This is a genomic window from Campylobacter concisus (assembly GCF_902460845.1).
Taxonomy (GTDB): domain Bacteria; phylum Campylobacterota; class Campylobacteria; order Campylobacterales; family Campylobacteraceae; genus Campylobacter_A; species Campylobacter_A concisus_X.
On the sequence record NZ_CABPVS010000001.1, the window covers coordinates 156,737 to 172,749 of the forward strand.

Here is a 16,013-nt window from a genome sequence, read left to right on the forward strand (position 1 = left end):
TTTACGCGATTATAGCAACTTTTATTTAATCTAAAAAATACTTTAATATATAAATTTTTAACTAATATAATTTGTTAAAATTCTTTTTATTCATTGTTTAATTATTTTAGGCTAAACTCATTCAAAAATTCATAAGGAGATAAAATGAGTCTGTATGATAGGAACTACGCAAAACAAAATCAAGAAGAACTTGCGTACTCTCAAAGCTCACTAAGCACTTTTATAAAACAAACTTATCAACTTTTTGCAGCATCACTACTTTCAGCAACAGCTGGCGCCTATGTAGGTATTAGCATTGCTGGCGTTTTTGCGGCAAATAGATTTTTGTTTTGGGGGCTTGTTATAGTCGAGTTTGCACTACTTTTTGGTTTAATGGCAGCTAAACGTAAAGAGGGATTGAATTTAATACTTCTATTTGCATTTACTTTTATAAGTGGCCTTACACTAACTCCGCTACTTTCAGCGATCTTGGCTATGCCAAGTGGAGCTGGTATCGTAGCTCAAGCATTTGGACTAACAACAGTTGCTTTTGGTGCGTTAAGCGTCTTTGCGATGAATACAAAACGTGACTTTACAACAATGGGTAAAATGTTATTCATAACCTTAATTATTATCATTGCAGCAGCTATTATCAATATCTTTATTAAAAGTACAATGTTTCAACTTGTAATCGCAAGTATTTCATCGATCTTATTTAGCGCATATATACTTTTTGATACGCAAAATATTATCCGTGGAAACTATGAAACACCAGTTGAAGGCGCAGTTGCTTTGTATCTTGATTTTGTAAATCTATTTACATCATTACTACAAATTTTAGGAATTTTTAATAGAAACGACTAAAGATGAGCGCATCTACCGAGTAATAGATGCGAATCTAAATAGGCTAAAAGAAGGGCTTCGCGTTGTTGAAGATATAAAAAGATATGTCTTTGATGACGCCAAGCTCGCCTATAAGATAAAATCCCTCCGCCACAAGGCAAAGATCCCGCAAAAAGAATTTTTAAAATTTAGAAATTCTCAAAACGACGTTTTAAAAACTAGCACAAAAAGCGAGCAAGCTAGAGAAAATTTAGACGAGATCATCACTGCAAATTTCAAGCGCGCCCAGGAAAGCGCTCGCGTGCTTGAAGAGTGCTTTAAGCTCATAAATTTAGAACAAGCTGAGCTTTTTAAAAGCATAAGATACGAGCTTTATGAGATTGAAAAAGAACTTTAACTAAAAATTTAAATCTTTTCTTGTATAATCGCAACCAATTATTTTTAAAAATTTAAAGGAAATTTCGTGAGTTTAATATTTTTGATCTTGCAGTTTGCTCTAGCTGTCATCATAACTATCGCTGTTTTACTTCAAAAAAGCTCATCTATCGGACTTGGGGCATATAGCGGAAGTAACGAGAGTCTTTTTGGAGCAAAAGGACCAGCTGGATTTTTAGCTAAATTTACTTTTATCGTAGGTATTTTATTTATCTTAAATACACTTGCACTTGGATACTTCTACAATAAAGATCTAAAGCGCTCTATCGTTGATAGCGTCGATAGTAAATCTCTAGTCATACCAAAGTCAAACGACGTACCATCAGCTCCTAGTGCACCACAAACTCCAGCAAAATAACAATGATAAAAACACTTTTAGCGTTATTCTTGACGCTAACATTTGCTTTAGCAGACGCTCATATTTTAGTCTATCATCGCTTTGATGACCCAAGACACATAAGCACTGATATTTCTATTAAAAATTTAAGAGAGCAGTTTGAATATTTCAAAAATAATGGCTATGAAGTCGTTAAACTTTCAAAGTTAGTCGATGCTGTAAACGCTGGCGAAAAAATACCTGATAACTGGATCGTCATCACTGTAGATGATGGTTATAAAAGTTTCTATGACAAGGCCCTTAGTGTATTTAAAGAGTACAACTATCCATTTGCGCTAATGCTTTATGTGGAAGCCAGCGCAAATAAATATGGCGATTATTTGGACTTTGATCAGATTAAAGAACTTGAGGCTTATGGCGAGATTGGGTACCACTCGTACGCTCATCCAAGGATGACAAAGCTTAGCGATGAGGCCTTAAGAGAGGATTTTCAAAAGGGTGTAGAGACCTTTGAAAAACATATGGGTTATAAGCCAAAATTCTTTGCAGTACCTTATGGTGAGATCGATAGTCGAGTCGTAAAACTTGCAAAAGAATTTGGTTTTTTAGCACTTTTAAATCAAAACTCAGGTGCAGTTTCAGACAAGAGTGATGTTTACGATCTTTATAGAACGCCCGTAATGAACGGTACCAAAATAGCACTAACGTTTAATAGCAAATTTTTAAATGCCCAGTGGATATTTCCGGATAGCTATCCACAAAATAATGCAATAGACAAACTTATTATAAAAACTGATACAAATGCTAGCGAAGGTAGTTTTTTTATGACTGGCTTTAATGGCTTTAAAAAGGTACCTATGACAAATGGTGTTTTTGAGTGTAAATTTAACCCACCGCTCGACGAACGCAAAGTTTTAATATCACTAAAAGTAGATCATCAACGAAGTACAAAACTTCTAATAAAGGACATCAATGCTAAATAAAATTTACGAAACACAAAAAGAAGGCTGCGAGAAAGCAATAGCTTCATTAAAACGCGACTTTACAACGCTTAGAACGGGCAAGGTAAACATTAATATTGTAGATCATGTAATGGTTGATTATTACGGCTCGCCAACTCCGCTCAACCAAGTAGCCACTGTGCTTACAAGCGACGCTTCAACTATCGCTATCACACCTTGGGAAAAGAGCATGATAAAAGCGATCTCTTCAGCTATCCAAGCAGCAAATATCGGTGTCAATCCAAATAGTGATGGTGAGAGTGTCAAGCTATTTTTTCCACCTATGACCGTCGAGCAACGCCAAGAAAATGCAAAACATGCAAAATCAATGGGAGAAAAAGCCAAAGTTAGTATAAGAAACGTAAGAAAAGATGCAAATGATGAAGTCAAAAAGCTTGAAAAAGATAAAGCTATAACTGAGGACGAGAGCAAAAAGGGGCAGGATGAGGTTCAAAAGATAACTGACACCTACACTGCAAAAATCGATACTCTTGTAAAAGAAAAAGAAGCTGAGCTTTTAAAAATCTAAAATTTTTAGAAATTTTCCTTATCTAGCTACTTTTATGTAGCTAGATATTCTCTCAAAATAATATTTCAGAAAAATATTTATCAGCAAGTAGTTTAATTTTTTGTCTGTTGTGATTTTACCTATTAAATATAAATAGATCCTGACTACATAAAAGATAGCCACCACTTTGTCTTTAAACTATTTCCATGGATTACTTTTATTTAAATTTTTATTTTAGGTTCGTCTTAAATTCTTTATTCAATATTATTAATTTTACATATATTTATACACAGGATTACTACCTATTATGTATTTTGGATGTGCTACTACAAATATTATTTTGAGGATTTAAGGTAGCTAAAAATAAAATACCCTTAAATTTTTCATTACCTTACAGTGTCTTACTTTGAATAAAAAATTTGCTACTATTTTTAGTTTTAGTAAATTTTGGACTGAATATTTAAAGAAATTTTCTTATAGGCATTATGAATAATAAATTAGATGGATGGCCGGGAGATAGGGACACCTAGAGTGTAAAAACATTTTTTATTACTACAAGTACCTAAAAATGGGATTTCTATGGCATTTTTAAGAGTATAAATTTTGACTCTTTCTGGGTAAAAAGATGTAACAAGCCTATGTAACAAGTCTAGCACCATTAATTCCTTTCCTCTGCGATATTTTATATAAAATTTCGTCCAAAATTTTAGACGATTTTTATTTAAATATATTAATCGACAACCGCCAGGTTACCTAGATACTTAGTCTTTTGCCTGACGCTATCGCACCTTCAAGCGTGCTTAGCGTTAGCGAATCGTTGTCTGGGTTTAGTAGTCTATCGAGAGTGGCGCAACTGGTTTTCATGAGCTTAGTCATCTTTGTTTTGGTTGCACATTCCAGCTTTAAGCTAACCTCCGATATAACCAACAAAAGGCTTTGTATTTACCGTATATTATATCAAATGCTCCAATTTTCCATCCTAAGCTCGCTTATATCTTTAAAATCTTTTTCGTTATTCGTAACCAAAACAAGATCATTACTAAGCGCTACGGCGGCAATCAGCATGTCCATATCGCCTATCCTTCTGTTTTTATTTCTCATCTCAAGCCTTATTTTGCCGTAGCTTGCCGCGCATTTGCTCGTAAAATCCAAAACGCCGAAATTTGAGATAAAATCGCTCATGAGTCTTAAATTTAGCTCTTTTTGAGTGGAATTTTCTATACCGTAAAACATTTCGGCTATCGTTATGCTTGAAATAAAAATATCTTTTTTGCCATGTTTGGTCAAATGGCTTAGTATATTTTGACTGTAAGGCTCGGTGCTAGAAATCAAGTAACTACAAATATTAGTATCGAGCAAAAACATTATTTAAATCCAAAATTTCGCTCTTGAGGCAAGCTTGGCTCGGCTCTTTCAAATTTAACTCCAGCATCTTTTAGCTCGTTTAAAGTCTTAAATAGTCCGCTCCATTCATCATCTTTAACCGGAGTCAAAATCACTTCGTTATTATCAAAGCTCTTTAATATAAATTCTTTTACGTTGTCTAAATTTAGGCTTTTTGGAAGCCTTAGTGCCAAAGAGTTACCGCTTTTAAATACTTTTAATCTAACCTGCATTATTACAACCTCTCGTATATACTTTTCTAAGTATATACTGAACAAGATAAAAATATTCTTATATTTTGCTCGTTTATAGTGTCGACTTGCAATGCCGGAGGTCGGGAGTTCAAGTCTCCCCCGTGACACCAAAACACCCTATTTTAGGCACTAGCAGTGATGCTTTTGTTCTTTCCCTTTCTTTAAAATTTCCTTTAAGAGTGGAACACTTAGTTACTAAAGTGGGACAGTTTCTTAAAAATTCCAATGATTATAAAACCATCACCCTTTTAATACCATAAAAAATAGATTTGCTTTAAATTTTTACTTCTAGCTTTTTATCTATAATCCCCATAAATACGCACTTTTGGCATTTATCCTTTTACTATTTTTAATTTATTCTTTTTCTAATTATGAATTTTTTTACAAAAATTTGCATTTCTAGCGCAGATTTTTTCCAAAATTGGTGTAATTACTATAAATATCTTTTTAAAAGGAAGAAAATGAAAAAATTTTCATTAATAGTAACTAGCACTGCTAGCACGGAAGAAAGTTTGTGTAGTGAGGTGATTTGCCATGGCTAATGCATATATAGTAAACGACCACAACCTAGTTTTAAACGTGAGGTCGGATTTTTTAACATATGGTAGAGCCATAGGTAGATTTGCACATGCGTGCCGTGAGAAAAATCAAACTGAGCATATAAAGTATCTCAACAAGAATCCAACCACTATTAATCGTTACAAACTTCTAAGCGAGTTTAATGGTAATGGCAATATGAAAGATGCCAATAGCAAAGATGATGAACTACATAATATGGCCTTTGTAAAGAATTTCCTTAAAGGCTTTCAAGAAAGCTTTAAAAAGGACTATACCGCGCAGTCCTACACACAAAAACGACAAGGTAAAGATATAGTTATACGTAGAACTTGGCGCAAAGATATGGCTAGTTTTTGTGAAGTCATCATCACATTTGGTACAGATAGGAAGAAAGAGCCAAAAGAAGGGCTAAACGACGAAGAGTCAAAATTTATAAATGAAAACATACATATGGATAGAGTAATGAGATTTGTAAATGCATACTGCGCGAAGTATGGCGTAAAGTGTCTACTTATAGCTGAGCATAATGACGAAAAGACCAAGCACTATCACATCATCTTTACAAACTACAACTTTGAGAAGCATGCAAATTTGAGATTTAGCGGCAGGTCAAAAACAGCAAAATTTGGTAAAGAGCTACAAGATATGGGAGCGGAGGCATTTGAAGGTCAGGTACTTCGTGGTAAGCCAAGTAGAAATAGACACAAGAATTTAACCCAAATGCACCAAATAGCAAGTGAATATAAGAGTGAGAAAGAGTTAAAGGGTAAGATTAGAGAGTTTGTGGAAAAGAGAGTAAATAAGTATATGACAAAGGAAAAATTTTTATGGTTTGATGAGCATTTTAGGCTAGAAGCTAACAAGAAAGAGGCTTACTTATCTAGTCTTACAAATTTAGTTTATGAACAAATGCAAGAAAATATAACCATCACATCAGACGAGCAGCTAAAAGAAAAAGTAGAGCTTCTTGATGAGCAAGTAACAGAACAAAACAAGATCATAGAGGAAGATAAAAAGAAAAGCATAGAAGTCTTAAAAGAAAAAGAACAGCTAGAAAAAGAGCTAGATGATTTAAAAGAGACCAAAGCTGAGCAAGATAATGAGATAACGCATCTTAAAAACAGACTAAAAGCACATACCAATCAGCAAAGAAAGATAGATGAACAAAATGCATTGTTAAAGAGCAAGGATAAAGAAAACCAATCTCTAACTCGTAAAAGCGAAAGCTTGCAAAAAGAAAATATCAGGCTAAGAGACTTTAATGACAAAAGTTTAGGTCTTTTACTTGAAATAGCAAATATCAACCTAGAGCTAAGAGATATGATAGCAAATGAAATTCCAAGGCTAAGAGGTAAATTTACAAAAGATGATGCTTTGATGGAGATGTGGTAGCTAGCATCCTTTAAATTTTACAATGCGAAGTCTATAAATTTAAGCCACCAAAGTAAGCTAGTCGTGTAAATTTTACTAAGTAAATTTACACTGGCTTGCTTACAAACTTAGGGCAAAACAAAAGTCAATAGGAGTTAAGAATATAGCCCTTTGAATGCACATTTTTTATATCAAGATTTAAATTTCTTTTTAACACGCCTACTAAATTTTGCATAGCTATTTTTGAACTCATTTTATTATGATACACTATCTCTTCTATCATTGAAAAGGTGGTTATATTATTTACGTTTTGGGCTAGGAGCAAGATCAGCTTATGTTGTAAATTTGTTAGAAAAATTTGTTCGTTATTTTTATAAATTTGCTCTTTTTCGAGATTTATCTTAATTTCTTTGTTTAGCATTAAAAAGCTTGCCTCTTGGCTAGGAGATAGCATATCGATACTATCGAGCAAAACGCTTGTTTTAATAGGCTTAAATAATATAGCAGAACTTCCGCCGCGAAAATTTTTTAAAATTTTAGAATAGACTTTTTTGTTTTTTGCTAAAAATATAAATTTTTGATTCGGCGAGATGGATGAAATATTAAAGAAATCAATTTCTTCTTTATTCTCAAACAAAGGGTCCAGGTCGATAATTATGACATCTAAATTTGTATTGCAATTAAGATAAAATTCAAAAAGTAATCAAAATCTATAAAATATAAATTTAAGAATTTATCCTTGTTTAGCCTTATTTTTCGATTAAATTTTCGTCGCTACAAACAACTAACACACAGAGCTTTTGAAGTCTTTTTATTCTTGATGTAATTTAAAATCCTTATAAGTTTAATTTGATTTATTATCCAATAAATAAGCTAAATTTAATTTTAAAAATGAAATTAAAATGAATTTATTTAATATAATGGCGGCGAAATTTTGAAATTTAAGGAGACAAGATGTCAATTTCAAGACGAGATTTTTTAAAGACATCTGCTGCGGCTACGGCAGTAGTTTGCTCAAATCCCCTTATGGCCAAGGAGAGTAAGATTAAAAGCATACCGCACGCTTCAAATTTAGGTGCGTTTTACGCCGACGCCGATGAAAACGGAAAGATAGTGAAAATTAGACCGCAGGTATCTGATAAAGACCCCAAATATCCCGGAAACTAGGCATGGATAGATAGGGTTTATTCTGATACAAGAATAAAATATCCTTGCGTTAGAAAAAAGCTACCTAGAAGGTAAAAACGCTCCCGGGCTTCGCGGCAAAGAGGAATTTGTGCGAGTAAGCTGGGATGAGGCGATGAAGCTAATAGTTAAAAAGCTTCAAAGCGTAAAGACGGATGAAATTTATAATGCAAGCTATGGCGGCTGGGGACATCCAGGTCTTCTTCACAACTGCAACTCCGTGGCGGGCAGATTTTTTAATACCGCTTTTGTCGGAGCGGTAGGAACTGACGGCGAGTATAGTAACGGCGCTGCAGGCAGAGTAAATGCAACTATCGTTGGAGATTTGGAAGTTTATTCTCCTCAAACCGCACATGAAGTAATGCTTGAAAATACGAAAGTTTACGTAATGTGGGGCGCTGATTTATTTAAATGCAATCAAATCGACTGCAAAATAGCAAATCGCGGAAATAATCCTTATTTTGAAAAATATGCAAAATCGGGAATAAAATTTATCACGATTGATCCGCAATACACGGAAATAGCAAAGAAATTTAACGCCAAGTGGATTAAAATTCGCCCAAATACCGACGTGGCGCTTATGCTTGGAATGCGCCATTATCTATATACAAGCAACCAATATGATAAAGAATTTATCGAAAAATACACTTTTGGATTTGATAAATTCCTGCCTTATCTACTTGGTAAGAGCGAAGATATGATAGAAAAAACTCCTGCATGGGCAGCAAAGATAACAGGCATTGAAGAGGGCGTTATAAAAGCGCTTGTCGATACTTTTGTAAAAAATCGCACATTTTTAGCGGGCAACTGGGCTATGCAAAGAGCTCAGCACGGAGAGCAGGCCGACTGGATGCTTATGGTGCTAGCTTCGATGATAGGGCAAGTCGGACTTCCCGGCGGCGGATTTGGATTTTCTATGCATTATAGCGGCGGCGGACAAGCGTTTTCAGGCGTTAGTTTGCCGGTAGGCTTGCTGCAAGGTAAAAACAAAGTAGATGCGAATATCCCAGCCTCAAGAGTTAGCGAAGCTTTGCTAAATCCTGGTAAAAAGATTAAATTTAAAGGCTCTGAGATAACCTATCCAGATATCAAAGTCATGTATATAACGGGCGCAACCGTTTTGGGACACCATCCAGATACAAATGAACTTATAAAGGCTATCCGCAAGCTTGATACCTTGGTAGTTCATGAGCCTTGGTGGACGTCAATGGCAAAGATGGCCGATATAGTGCTTCCTTCTACGACCACGCTTGAAAGAGACGATATAAGCTATGGCGGCTCTTACTCGCAAGATTATGTTTATGCGATGAGAAAGGTTATAGAGCCGCTTTTTGAAGCCAGAAACGATTATGACGTTTTTGCTCAGATGGCAAAAATGGTGGGCGAAAAAGAGCATCGTAAATTTACAAGCGGCAAGAGCAAAGAGGAGATCATAAGAAGCTTTTATGAAAGAAGCGATTGCGTTAATTACGTAAGTTTTGATGAATTTTGGGAAAAAGGATACGTGTACTTTGAGCCTGGCGAAGAGGCAAAGAAATTTGTTCGTCACTCCGCATTTAGAGCTGATCCGGTAGCAAATAAACTGGCTACGGAAACGGGTAAAATTCAAATTTTCTCGCAAAAATTTGCTGATTATAAACTTGATGATTTTAAGGGGCATCCTGTGTGGTTTGAGCCTGCAGAATGGCTTGGCAGTGGCGAACTTACAAAACAATATCCGCTTCATTTGCTAAGTCCTCACCCAAAATATCGCATCCACTCTCAGCTTGATAACTCTTTTGTAAGAAAAGCATATAAAGTAGGAAATAGAGAGCCAGTGCTTATAAACGATGAAGATGCTAAAAAATTTGGCATAAAAGACGGCGATACGGTTGAAGTCTATAACGACAGGGGTAGAATTTTAGCAGGAGCCGTCGTAAGCAAAGATATTATGAGGGGCGTCGTTTCGATAAGCGAAGGTGCTTGGTATGATCCTGAAAATTTAACAGATAAAAACCCAAGATGTAACGCAGGACATGTAAATTTATTAACCAGCTCAAGACCTACTTCGACTATGGCTCAGGCGACTTCTATAAATACTTGCTTGGTGGCTATCAAAAAAGCTGATGCTAAGGCTTATGCCGGCATCAAAACACCAACAATAAAAGGAGCATAAATGAGAAAAATTCTATTTTTAGCGGCAGTATTGGCAAATTTTGTTTTTGCAAAAGATATGTTTATCTTTGATATCAAGGCCGATTTGCTTGATCCTAAAACAAAAGAGGTCGTAGGTGAAATTTACGAAGGTACGCCCGTAAAATTTATAAAGCAAGAGGGTGATTTATCGCTTATCGAAGTTAGCGGAGAGGTTACCGATAACAAAAATATCTTAGCCTACAAAAAGGATCCGTTGATAACCTTTTTGATGCTTAAAAATCAGGAGGCAAAGCCGAAGGCGCAGTACCTAATAGACGGCAAAAAATTAAATGAGAATAGCTACGCTTCATGGGAAGAGGCCGAGCTTGTTTATTATGACACTTGCAGCTCATGCCACGCGGCTCATAAACCAAAAGAGCATTTGATGAACGAATGGGATGCATATCTAACCGCTATGCAAACATTTGCCAAAATAAACGATGAAGAAAAAGCTAGAATCCTACGCTTTTTGCAAGCCTTTGCAAAAGATGGGATCGCAAAAGAAGAAGATTAAAATTTTAGGCCAAATTTGGAAAAAATCTAAATTTGGCCTATTATAAAATCAAATATTTGCTAGCTTCAAACAAAAAAGAGTTTGGTTGGCAACTTTATATCTTCAAATAAGCTTCCAAAAAAACTTATACATTTTATAGACAAAGGTTATCTTGAATGGATAAAGTTTTGTTTAAGCTGTATCTTTCCAAATAAAAATTTTGCCCGTCTGGCCAAGACCTTACAGCAAGCTCGGCCCGAGCTTGCTAAGTAAGTTTATCAACATATAAAAATGTTGATGTTTAATAGAAGTGAATCTAGATAATTAAAGTGTATGGTAGCATAATTTTACGTAATGTTACATAAGGTAAAACCACGTAAAACACGTATAGTGAAGTACAGTAAGGTAAAACACGTATACTAAAGTAAAACTACGTAAAATAGGTATACTTAAGTATAGTAACGTAAATTACATATAGTAAAGTAAGTATACGTATTTTACGTATAGTGAAGTTAGGTTAAGTATGGTAAGGCATAGTGAAGTAAAACACGTATACCTAAGTAAAGTTACGTAATAAAATGTATTATGAGATATATTAGTAACTTACCATTTCAACTTTTGCTTTTAACACACTAGCATTTATATTTGTAGCATAGGTTCCAAGTAAAATTTTATACTGTTTCTCATGTCCTACTATTTGAGCTATGATATTTGGCTCTACTTCTTGTTGGACAAGCGTATCTATAAAATAGTGTCTAAAAGAGTAAAAAGTCTTTTGCTTATCGTTGCTTATTAGTTTTCGTTGTATTTGAGATCTAAAAATTTCAGAAAAGTCTTTATTGCTTACTTTAAAGATGCTTTTGTTTGAGCTAGCTCTTTGTTTTACAAACTCCATTAGTCCAAGCTCTATTAGCTTACTATGAACTGATACAAGCCTTATGGAATTTATATTTTTAGTACTCTTGCCATCATCTCTATTTATACTAAAGCAAAGCACGTTATTGTGCTGCACGATGTCACGTGCTCTTAGCCGAACTATCTCATTTATCCTCATACCACTATATGCTGCTATCATGGTTATATAGTATAAATCATTTGCACTTATGCGTTTGCTAGGTGTTGTGTTAGTCTCTTTAAAATTTTGGACTATTTTAAAGATAGTGTTGGCTTCATCCTTGCTGTAAGGTAGCACCTTAAGCCGAATTTAGAGCTAAATTTAGCGCTCACCTAGCAAAGCATCCGATCGACTACGTCCTTTGCGACGAGACACAGGATATGCCGGCCAGATTTATGGGGGTTATTTACGAGGAGATAAAGGACTGCGTGTTTTTTTATAGATGAGGCGCAGAAATTTTACCCCCATACGATGAATAGCATCGCAGATATCTTTCATCATCCAAAATTTGAGCGCATAGACATGAGAGGGCGGGTAAAAAATCTAAAAAAAACGTCTACCGAATACCATCAAATATCGCTAGATGCGCATTTGAAATCTTGCAAAACGATAGTACCATAAATACCTACTATAAAAACAGCTTTTACCTAGATAAAAGCTTTTTGAAAGATATCGAATGCGTACTGCAAGACGGAAGCGTGAATATAAAGGCGATGGATGACTTTGCGCAACTTAGAGGCGTTTTAGAGTCCTTGCCCGTAAACGAAACTAGCGTAGTTTTAAGCAATAGTAAGAAATCGGTCGAGGGCATAAAAGAATACGCCTTACCAAAAGATAAAAACATAGATGTGCTTACGATGCAATCTATCAAAGGCCTTGAAGCGCAAAACGTCGTTATACACAACTTTTTGCCGTTTCTGCAAACGACGCTAAAAAACGACCGCAAGCTATTTTATAGAAAAATTTATGTTTTATTAACTAGAAGCAAGGAAAATTTATACGTTTCGATTCCAGAAAAGCTTGACGAAAATTTGCCTGCTGAGATAAAAGCATAATAGAAACGATAAAAAAATACGCAAGCATAGCAAAAGCTGCCGAAGGGCCGAGCAAAGACGAGAAAACCGCAAGCTCAAAAATAAAACTAGCCTCCATAAAACCCGTGCTAAGAGATATAAAAGACGGAGCCGAGCTAGTGATAGCCGGAAGCGAACTGTTTGCCATAATAGCGGGGCTATTTGGGTATAGCTTTAAATTTGGGCTTGCGACTACCAGTCAAACCGAAAAACCGATTTTATACCCATGTCTACATACTAAGTTTTATCAAAATTCGGCAGATTACGGTGTCTTATCTTATTTTGCAATCATGGCGATGGGTTTATTTTTTGTTTTTCTAGATTTTCTAGGCTTTACGTGTCCGATTTGATTTTTTGGGATATTCAAATATTCAAAAATATCTTCAAAGACATTAAGCCCTCGTATTGCTAATATTTTTGGATCCGCATACTCGGATTGCGAGTATGTACCCTGTGTCATATCGGGTGCATAACCAAGTATAGTTTTGGTTATTTTATATTTTACTTGATCTTCGATATCGTCTTTCCTTAGCCTTTTCGAATGTCCCATTAAATTTTTTAAAGTGTCTTGATATTCGATAAAATCCCTAGAATACAAATACTCATCAATCGCGTTAGCAAAATTTCCCCTAAGTCTATGGACGCTTACCGTATTATCTTTTATTACCTTATCTATTTCGGCATTGAGAGCTTTGGACAAAGTTCCTTTATTTGAATATATTTTTTTAATTTTTGCAATCCAGTCGTATTTGTAGAGATCTTTTAATAATGTATGCAATGGTATGTTTCTATAAAATATCTTATCGGCACCTTGCTTCGCGGTTTTTACCTTCAAAAACGGATGATCGCAATCCGTATAAAAACTATCTTTATTTAAATTATAAAATTCCTCCGTCCTGACACCCGTTAATAATAAAAATCTTAAACAATCTAATAGCTCTTTTCGTATGCCGCTATTTTTACCGCTAAATAATTCTTTTAACTCATCGAGAGTAAAATTTCTTTTATCCGTTGTATTTTTATCCACTTTATAGTTGCTAAGTTTTTCAAACGGATTACAACTCACATATTTTTCTTGCACTGCGTAATTAAAAAATTTTCTTAGTCTGCCTATTATATTATTTGCATTTCCCTTACTGGTTTTATCTTTTATATGCTTTTGAAAATTTTGTGCACGCAGTTGCTTTAATTCATAGATATTGTTGTTTTTCATATATTCTACTAATCTTTCAACGTCCTTTTTGTATCTCCCCAACGTATCATCAGAATACATCTGTTTATCCCCTTCGTGCATCTCATACAACTCATATGTTTCAAGCAAATCTATCTCTGGCTTAAGTTCATTATTTGCAGGCAATAGTTGTTTTTTACTTTTTGGTATTTTTTTAAGTGTTTCGCTCTCTAAGTACCCCGCAATATTGTCGGGTACAAATTGATTATTGATAAATCTGCCGCCTTTTACTTTTTCATCCGTTAAAATGCCGTACTTTATTACTTCTTCTGGTATATCGTAATTTTTAAGATCTATTACGCCTGTTTTTGGCTCATTTTGCACATCAAGTTCGTTAACCGAATTCATGACGCTTTGAATTTTCATTGCAGTATCTTTGAAAACGACTTGAAGGTAATATTTGGTAGGTATTGAGTTGTTTAATTTTTTTAAAATATTCGCTCTTTTTCGCCATTTATCTTTGTCTTTTTTATTTCTGTCATAATTCTTTACGCAATAGTCCATATCTCTCTCAAGCTGCTCCTTATCTAGGGTGTTTCCGATAAAGCCCATCTTGATATTGTCTGTTTTGTTTATAAAAGCCTTTTCTATGCCAGAGTAAAACTCATAAAGCCTACCGAAGTCTGCGTTTTCTTCGTCAAGTAAATTTAAAATCTCTTTCTTCATATTTCACCTCTTTTTGCCAAATTATACATAACTAGCTAAAGATATTCAATAGAATTTCATCGCTAGAGACTGGAAAATATATTTAGACCATTCATAGCTTTTAACTTTGCTTTTAGCGAGATATCCTTGGCGTATACGTCTGTCGCTAGATCGGTAGCGTGCCCGAGTAGTACCGAGGTAACATCCGTAAAACCATTTTCTAAGGAGTAATTTTTAATAGCGGACGCAAAATTTGCCCTTAGCCTATGAAAGCTTACGTTGGAGTCCGGCAAAACGGCATGAATATGTTTGTTAAGCCTTTTTCCAAGATAATTACAATCGCTTTTACCTTTTTTTATTTTCGTTAACCACTTCATATCGCTTAGACGATATATATTTTTATGTATCGGCAGCTCTCTGAATTTAACATCTCCGCCTTTTTGCTTGGCAGTTTGAACTTTGATAATTTTAATACCGTCTCGCTCGCTTACGCTACTTTCATCTAAGCTCCAAATTTCGCTAAGCCTAAGTCCAGTGTGCAAGGCAAACGCCATATAATCTTTAAGCTCTTTTTTATCCGTCTTAAAAATCTTAATCAGTTCGTCCATGCTAAAATTATCCTTCGGCGATTTTTGATCTTTGGAAATTTTAAACGAGCTTAAAAGCTTAAACGGGTTTTGAGATATAAGGCCTATTTTGATAGCATAGTCAAACATTCTACTTGCGTAGCACGTGTAGTTATTGATGGTCTTTTTGTTAAGCCTTTTATTATTTAAGAGATGTAATTGAAAATCCTCGCAGTCTTGGTAAGAAATTTGGGTTATCTGCTTGTGCTTAAAATAAATGTCAAGTGCTTTGGCTACCCTCTGATAGTATCCGGTATTTTTACTATTTGACTTCTTACTTTCGTTTTGAGCGTATCTGGATGCTATATCCGTAAATTTTATCGATTTTCGTGTTTTCTTTGCCCTATCGTTTTCTTGACATTCTTTTCTATCGATAAACATATCGTTGTCGGCTTTGGTAATCCCATAAATGCCCGATATAACTTTTTCAAATATTTCTTTATATTCGGTCGTCGGTAGTCGATGCGATTTGTTTTTAATATTTTTTTGAATGTTGCGTATCTTGTATCTTAACGGTAAATCAATAAATTTTTTGGTTTGAACAGAATTACGTCTGTTATCGGCTTCGTTTTTTATTTTTAAAGCGATGGCTTTGGCCTCAAACTCATTGTCCGTAAATAGGCAATATTTGACGGTGATAATTTTATCATTTTTCAAGGCCTTATCGAAATAGTAGTAGCTTGGTCTATTTTTGATTCGAGTTATTAATTTAGAAGTCATTGCAAACTCCTAATCTAATAAGCAAACGATGTAACAGAAATCCAAATTCGGTGTAACAAAATAAAATCGTCCGAAATTTGAGACGAAAATATGGTGATATAGGCTACTTAAAAATGCTGAAATACAGATATCTGAAGATATATTTTAAGAGTGGTTGTGGCCGGGAGATAGGGATTCGAACCCCAGGAGGCTTTCACACCTCAACGGTTTTCAAGACCGCCGCTTTCGACCGCTCAGCCATCTCCCGAATTAAAGATTTGTGATTATAACCAACTTTGCTTAAAATTTACTATAATCTATA

The 16,013-nt window shown here is 34.8% G+C and carries 14 protein-coding genes, 1 tRNA gene and 1 pseudogene; 9 read left to right on the forward strand and 7 right to left on the reverse strand.

The genetic code is table 11. The features are described 5' to 3' along the window. Positions 1 to 144: 144 nt before the first annotated feature. The 5 genes from F3H00_RS00855 (at position 145) to frr (ending at position 3,124) form a co-directional block, all read left to right on the forward strand. On the forward strand, positions 145 to 843 hold the full coding sequence (locus F3H00_RS00855; protein WP_148799543.1) for a Bax inhibitor-1/YccA family protein: 699 nt from the start codon (positions 145 to 147) through the stop codon (positions 841 to 843). After that, on the forward strand, positions 830 to 1,219 hold the full coding sequence (locus tag F3H00_RS00860; RefSeq protein WP_148799542.1) for a thiamine-phosphate pyrophosphorylase: 390 nt from the start codon (positions 830 to 832) through the stop codon (positions 1,217 to 1,219). Before F3H00_RS00855 ends, F3H00_RS00860 begins: the two co-directional genes overlap by 14 nt. A 66-nt stretch (positions 1,220 to 1,285) precedes the next feature. Then, the gene (secG, locus tag F3H00_RS00865; RefSeq protein ID WP_021091090.1) at positions 1,286 to 1,615 is read left to right on the forward strand and encodes a preprotein translocase subunit SecG; all 330 of its coding nucleotides are present in this window, start codon (positions 1,286 to 1,288) and stop codon (positions 1,613 to 1,615) included. A 2-nt stretch (positions 1,616 to 1,617) separates the two neighbouring features. Then, complete coding sequence (locus F3H00_RS00870) at positions 1,618 to 2,577, forward strand: polysaccharide deacetylase family protein (RefSeq protein WP_148799540.1); 960 nt, start codon at positions 1,618 to 1,620, stop codon at positions 2,575 to 2,577. Further along, complete coding sequence (gene frr / locus F3H00_RS00875; protein WP_072595202.1) at positions 2,567 to 3,124, forward strand: ribosome recycling factor; 558 nt, start codon at positions 2,567 to 2,569, stop codon at positions 3,122 to 3,124. The genes F3H00_RS00870 and frr overlap by 11 nt, the downstream gene beginning before the upstream one ends. Before the next feature lie 936 nt (positions 3,125 to 4,060). Here the strand turns inward: frr and vapC are convergent. Together vapC and F3H00_RS00885 are read right to left on the reverse strand one after the other, a co-directional pair. After that, positions 4,061 to 4,468 (reverse strand): type II toxin-antitoxin system tRNA(fMet)-specific endonuclease VapC, encoded by a 408-nt coding sequence (vapC, locus tag F3H00_RS00880; protein ID WP_018137147.1) that lies wholly within the window; start codon positions 4,466 to 4,468, stop codon positions 4,061 to 4,063. Next, complete coding sequence (locus F3H00_RS00885) at positions 4,468 to 4,719, reverse strand: antitoxin (RefSeq protein ID WP_018137148.1); 252 nt, start codon at positions 4,717 to 4,719, stop codon at positions 4,468 to 4,470. The genes vapC and F3H00_RS00885 overlap by 1 nt, the downstream gene beginning before the upstream one ends. A gap of 555 nt (positions 4,720 to 5,274) precedes the next feature. Here F3H00_RS00885 and F3H00_RS00890 point away from each other — a divergent pair. Continuing rightward, the gene (locus F3H00_RS00890; RefSeq protein ID WP_149703649.1) at positions 5,275 to 6,690 is read left to right on the forward strand and encodes a hypothetical protein; all 1,416 of its coding nucleotides are present in this window, start codon (positions 5,275 to 5,277) and stop codon (positions 6,688 to 6,690) included. 124 nt (positions 6,691 to 6,814) lie between these two features. On the opposite strand, the gene F3H00_RS00895 is transcribed toward F3H00_RS00890, so the two are convergent. Continuing rightward, positions 6,815 to 7,306, reverse strand: a complete 492-nt coding sequence (locus F3H00_RS00895) for a response regulator (RefSeq protein WP_223155213.1) — start codon at positions 7,304 to 7,306, stop codon at positions 6,815 to 6,817. Positions 7,307 to 7,623: 317 nt separating this feature from the next. Here F3H00_RS00895 and F3H00_RS00900 point away from each other — a divergent pair. Continuing rightward, positions 7,624 to 10,009, forward strand: a pseudogene (locus F3H00_RS00900) (molybdopterin-dependent oxidoreductase). Then, the gene (locus F3H00_RS00905) at positions 10,010 to 10,543 is read left to right on the forward strand and encodes a hypothetical protein (protein WP_149703651.1); all 534 of its coding nucleotides are present in this window, start codon (positions 10,010 to 10,012) and stop codon (positions 10,541 to 10,543) included. 574 nt (positions 10,544 to 11,117) lie between these two features. On the opposite strand, the gene F3H00_RS00910 is transcribed toward F3H00_RS00905, so the two are convergent. Beyond that, the gene (locus F3H00_RS00910; RefSeq protein ID WP_223155214.1) at positions 11,118 to 11,714 is read right to left on the reverse strand and encodes a site-specific integrase; all 597 of its coding nucleotides are present in this window, start codon (positions 11,712 to 11,714) and stop codon (positions 11,118 to 11,120) included. A 302-nt stretch (positions 11,715 to 12,016) separates the two neighbouring features. Between F3H00_RS00910 and F3H00_RS10260 the strand changes: the two genes are divergently transcribed. Further along, a complete protein-coding gene (locus tag F3H00_RS10260) occupies positions 12,017 to 12,472 on the forward strand; it encodes a hypothetical protein (protein ID WP_018137156.1) in 456 nt (151 codons plus the stop codon). Between the two features lie 295 nt (positions 12,473 to 12,767). Here the strand turns inward: F3H00_RS10260 and F3H00_RS00920 are convergent, their stop codons facing one another. The 3 genes from F3H00_RS00920 to F3H00_RS00930 form a co-directional block, all read right to left on the reverse strand. Next, the gene (locus tag F3H00_RS00920; RefSeq protein ID WP_018137157.1) at positions 12,768 to 14,387 is read right to left on the reverse strand and encodes a tyrosine-type recombinase/integrase; all 1,620 of its coding nucleotides are present in this window, start codon (positions 14,385 to 14,387) and stop codon (positions 12,768 to 12,770) included. Positions 14,388 to 14,449: 62 nt separating this feature from the next. Next, on the reverse strand, positions 14,450 to 15,712 hold the full coding sequence (locus F3H00_RS00925; protein ID WP_149703653.1) for a tyrosine-type recombinase/integrase: 1,263 nt from the start codon (positions 15,710 to 15,712) through the stop codon (positions 14,450 to 14,452). A gap of 157 nt (positions 15,713 to 15,869) precedes the next feature. After that, positions 15,870 to 15,959, reverse strand: a tRNA-Ser gene (locus F3H00_RS00930). Between the last annotated feature and the right edge of the window lie 54 nt (positions 15,960 to 16,013).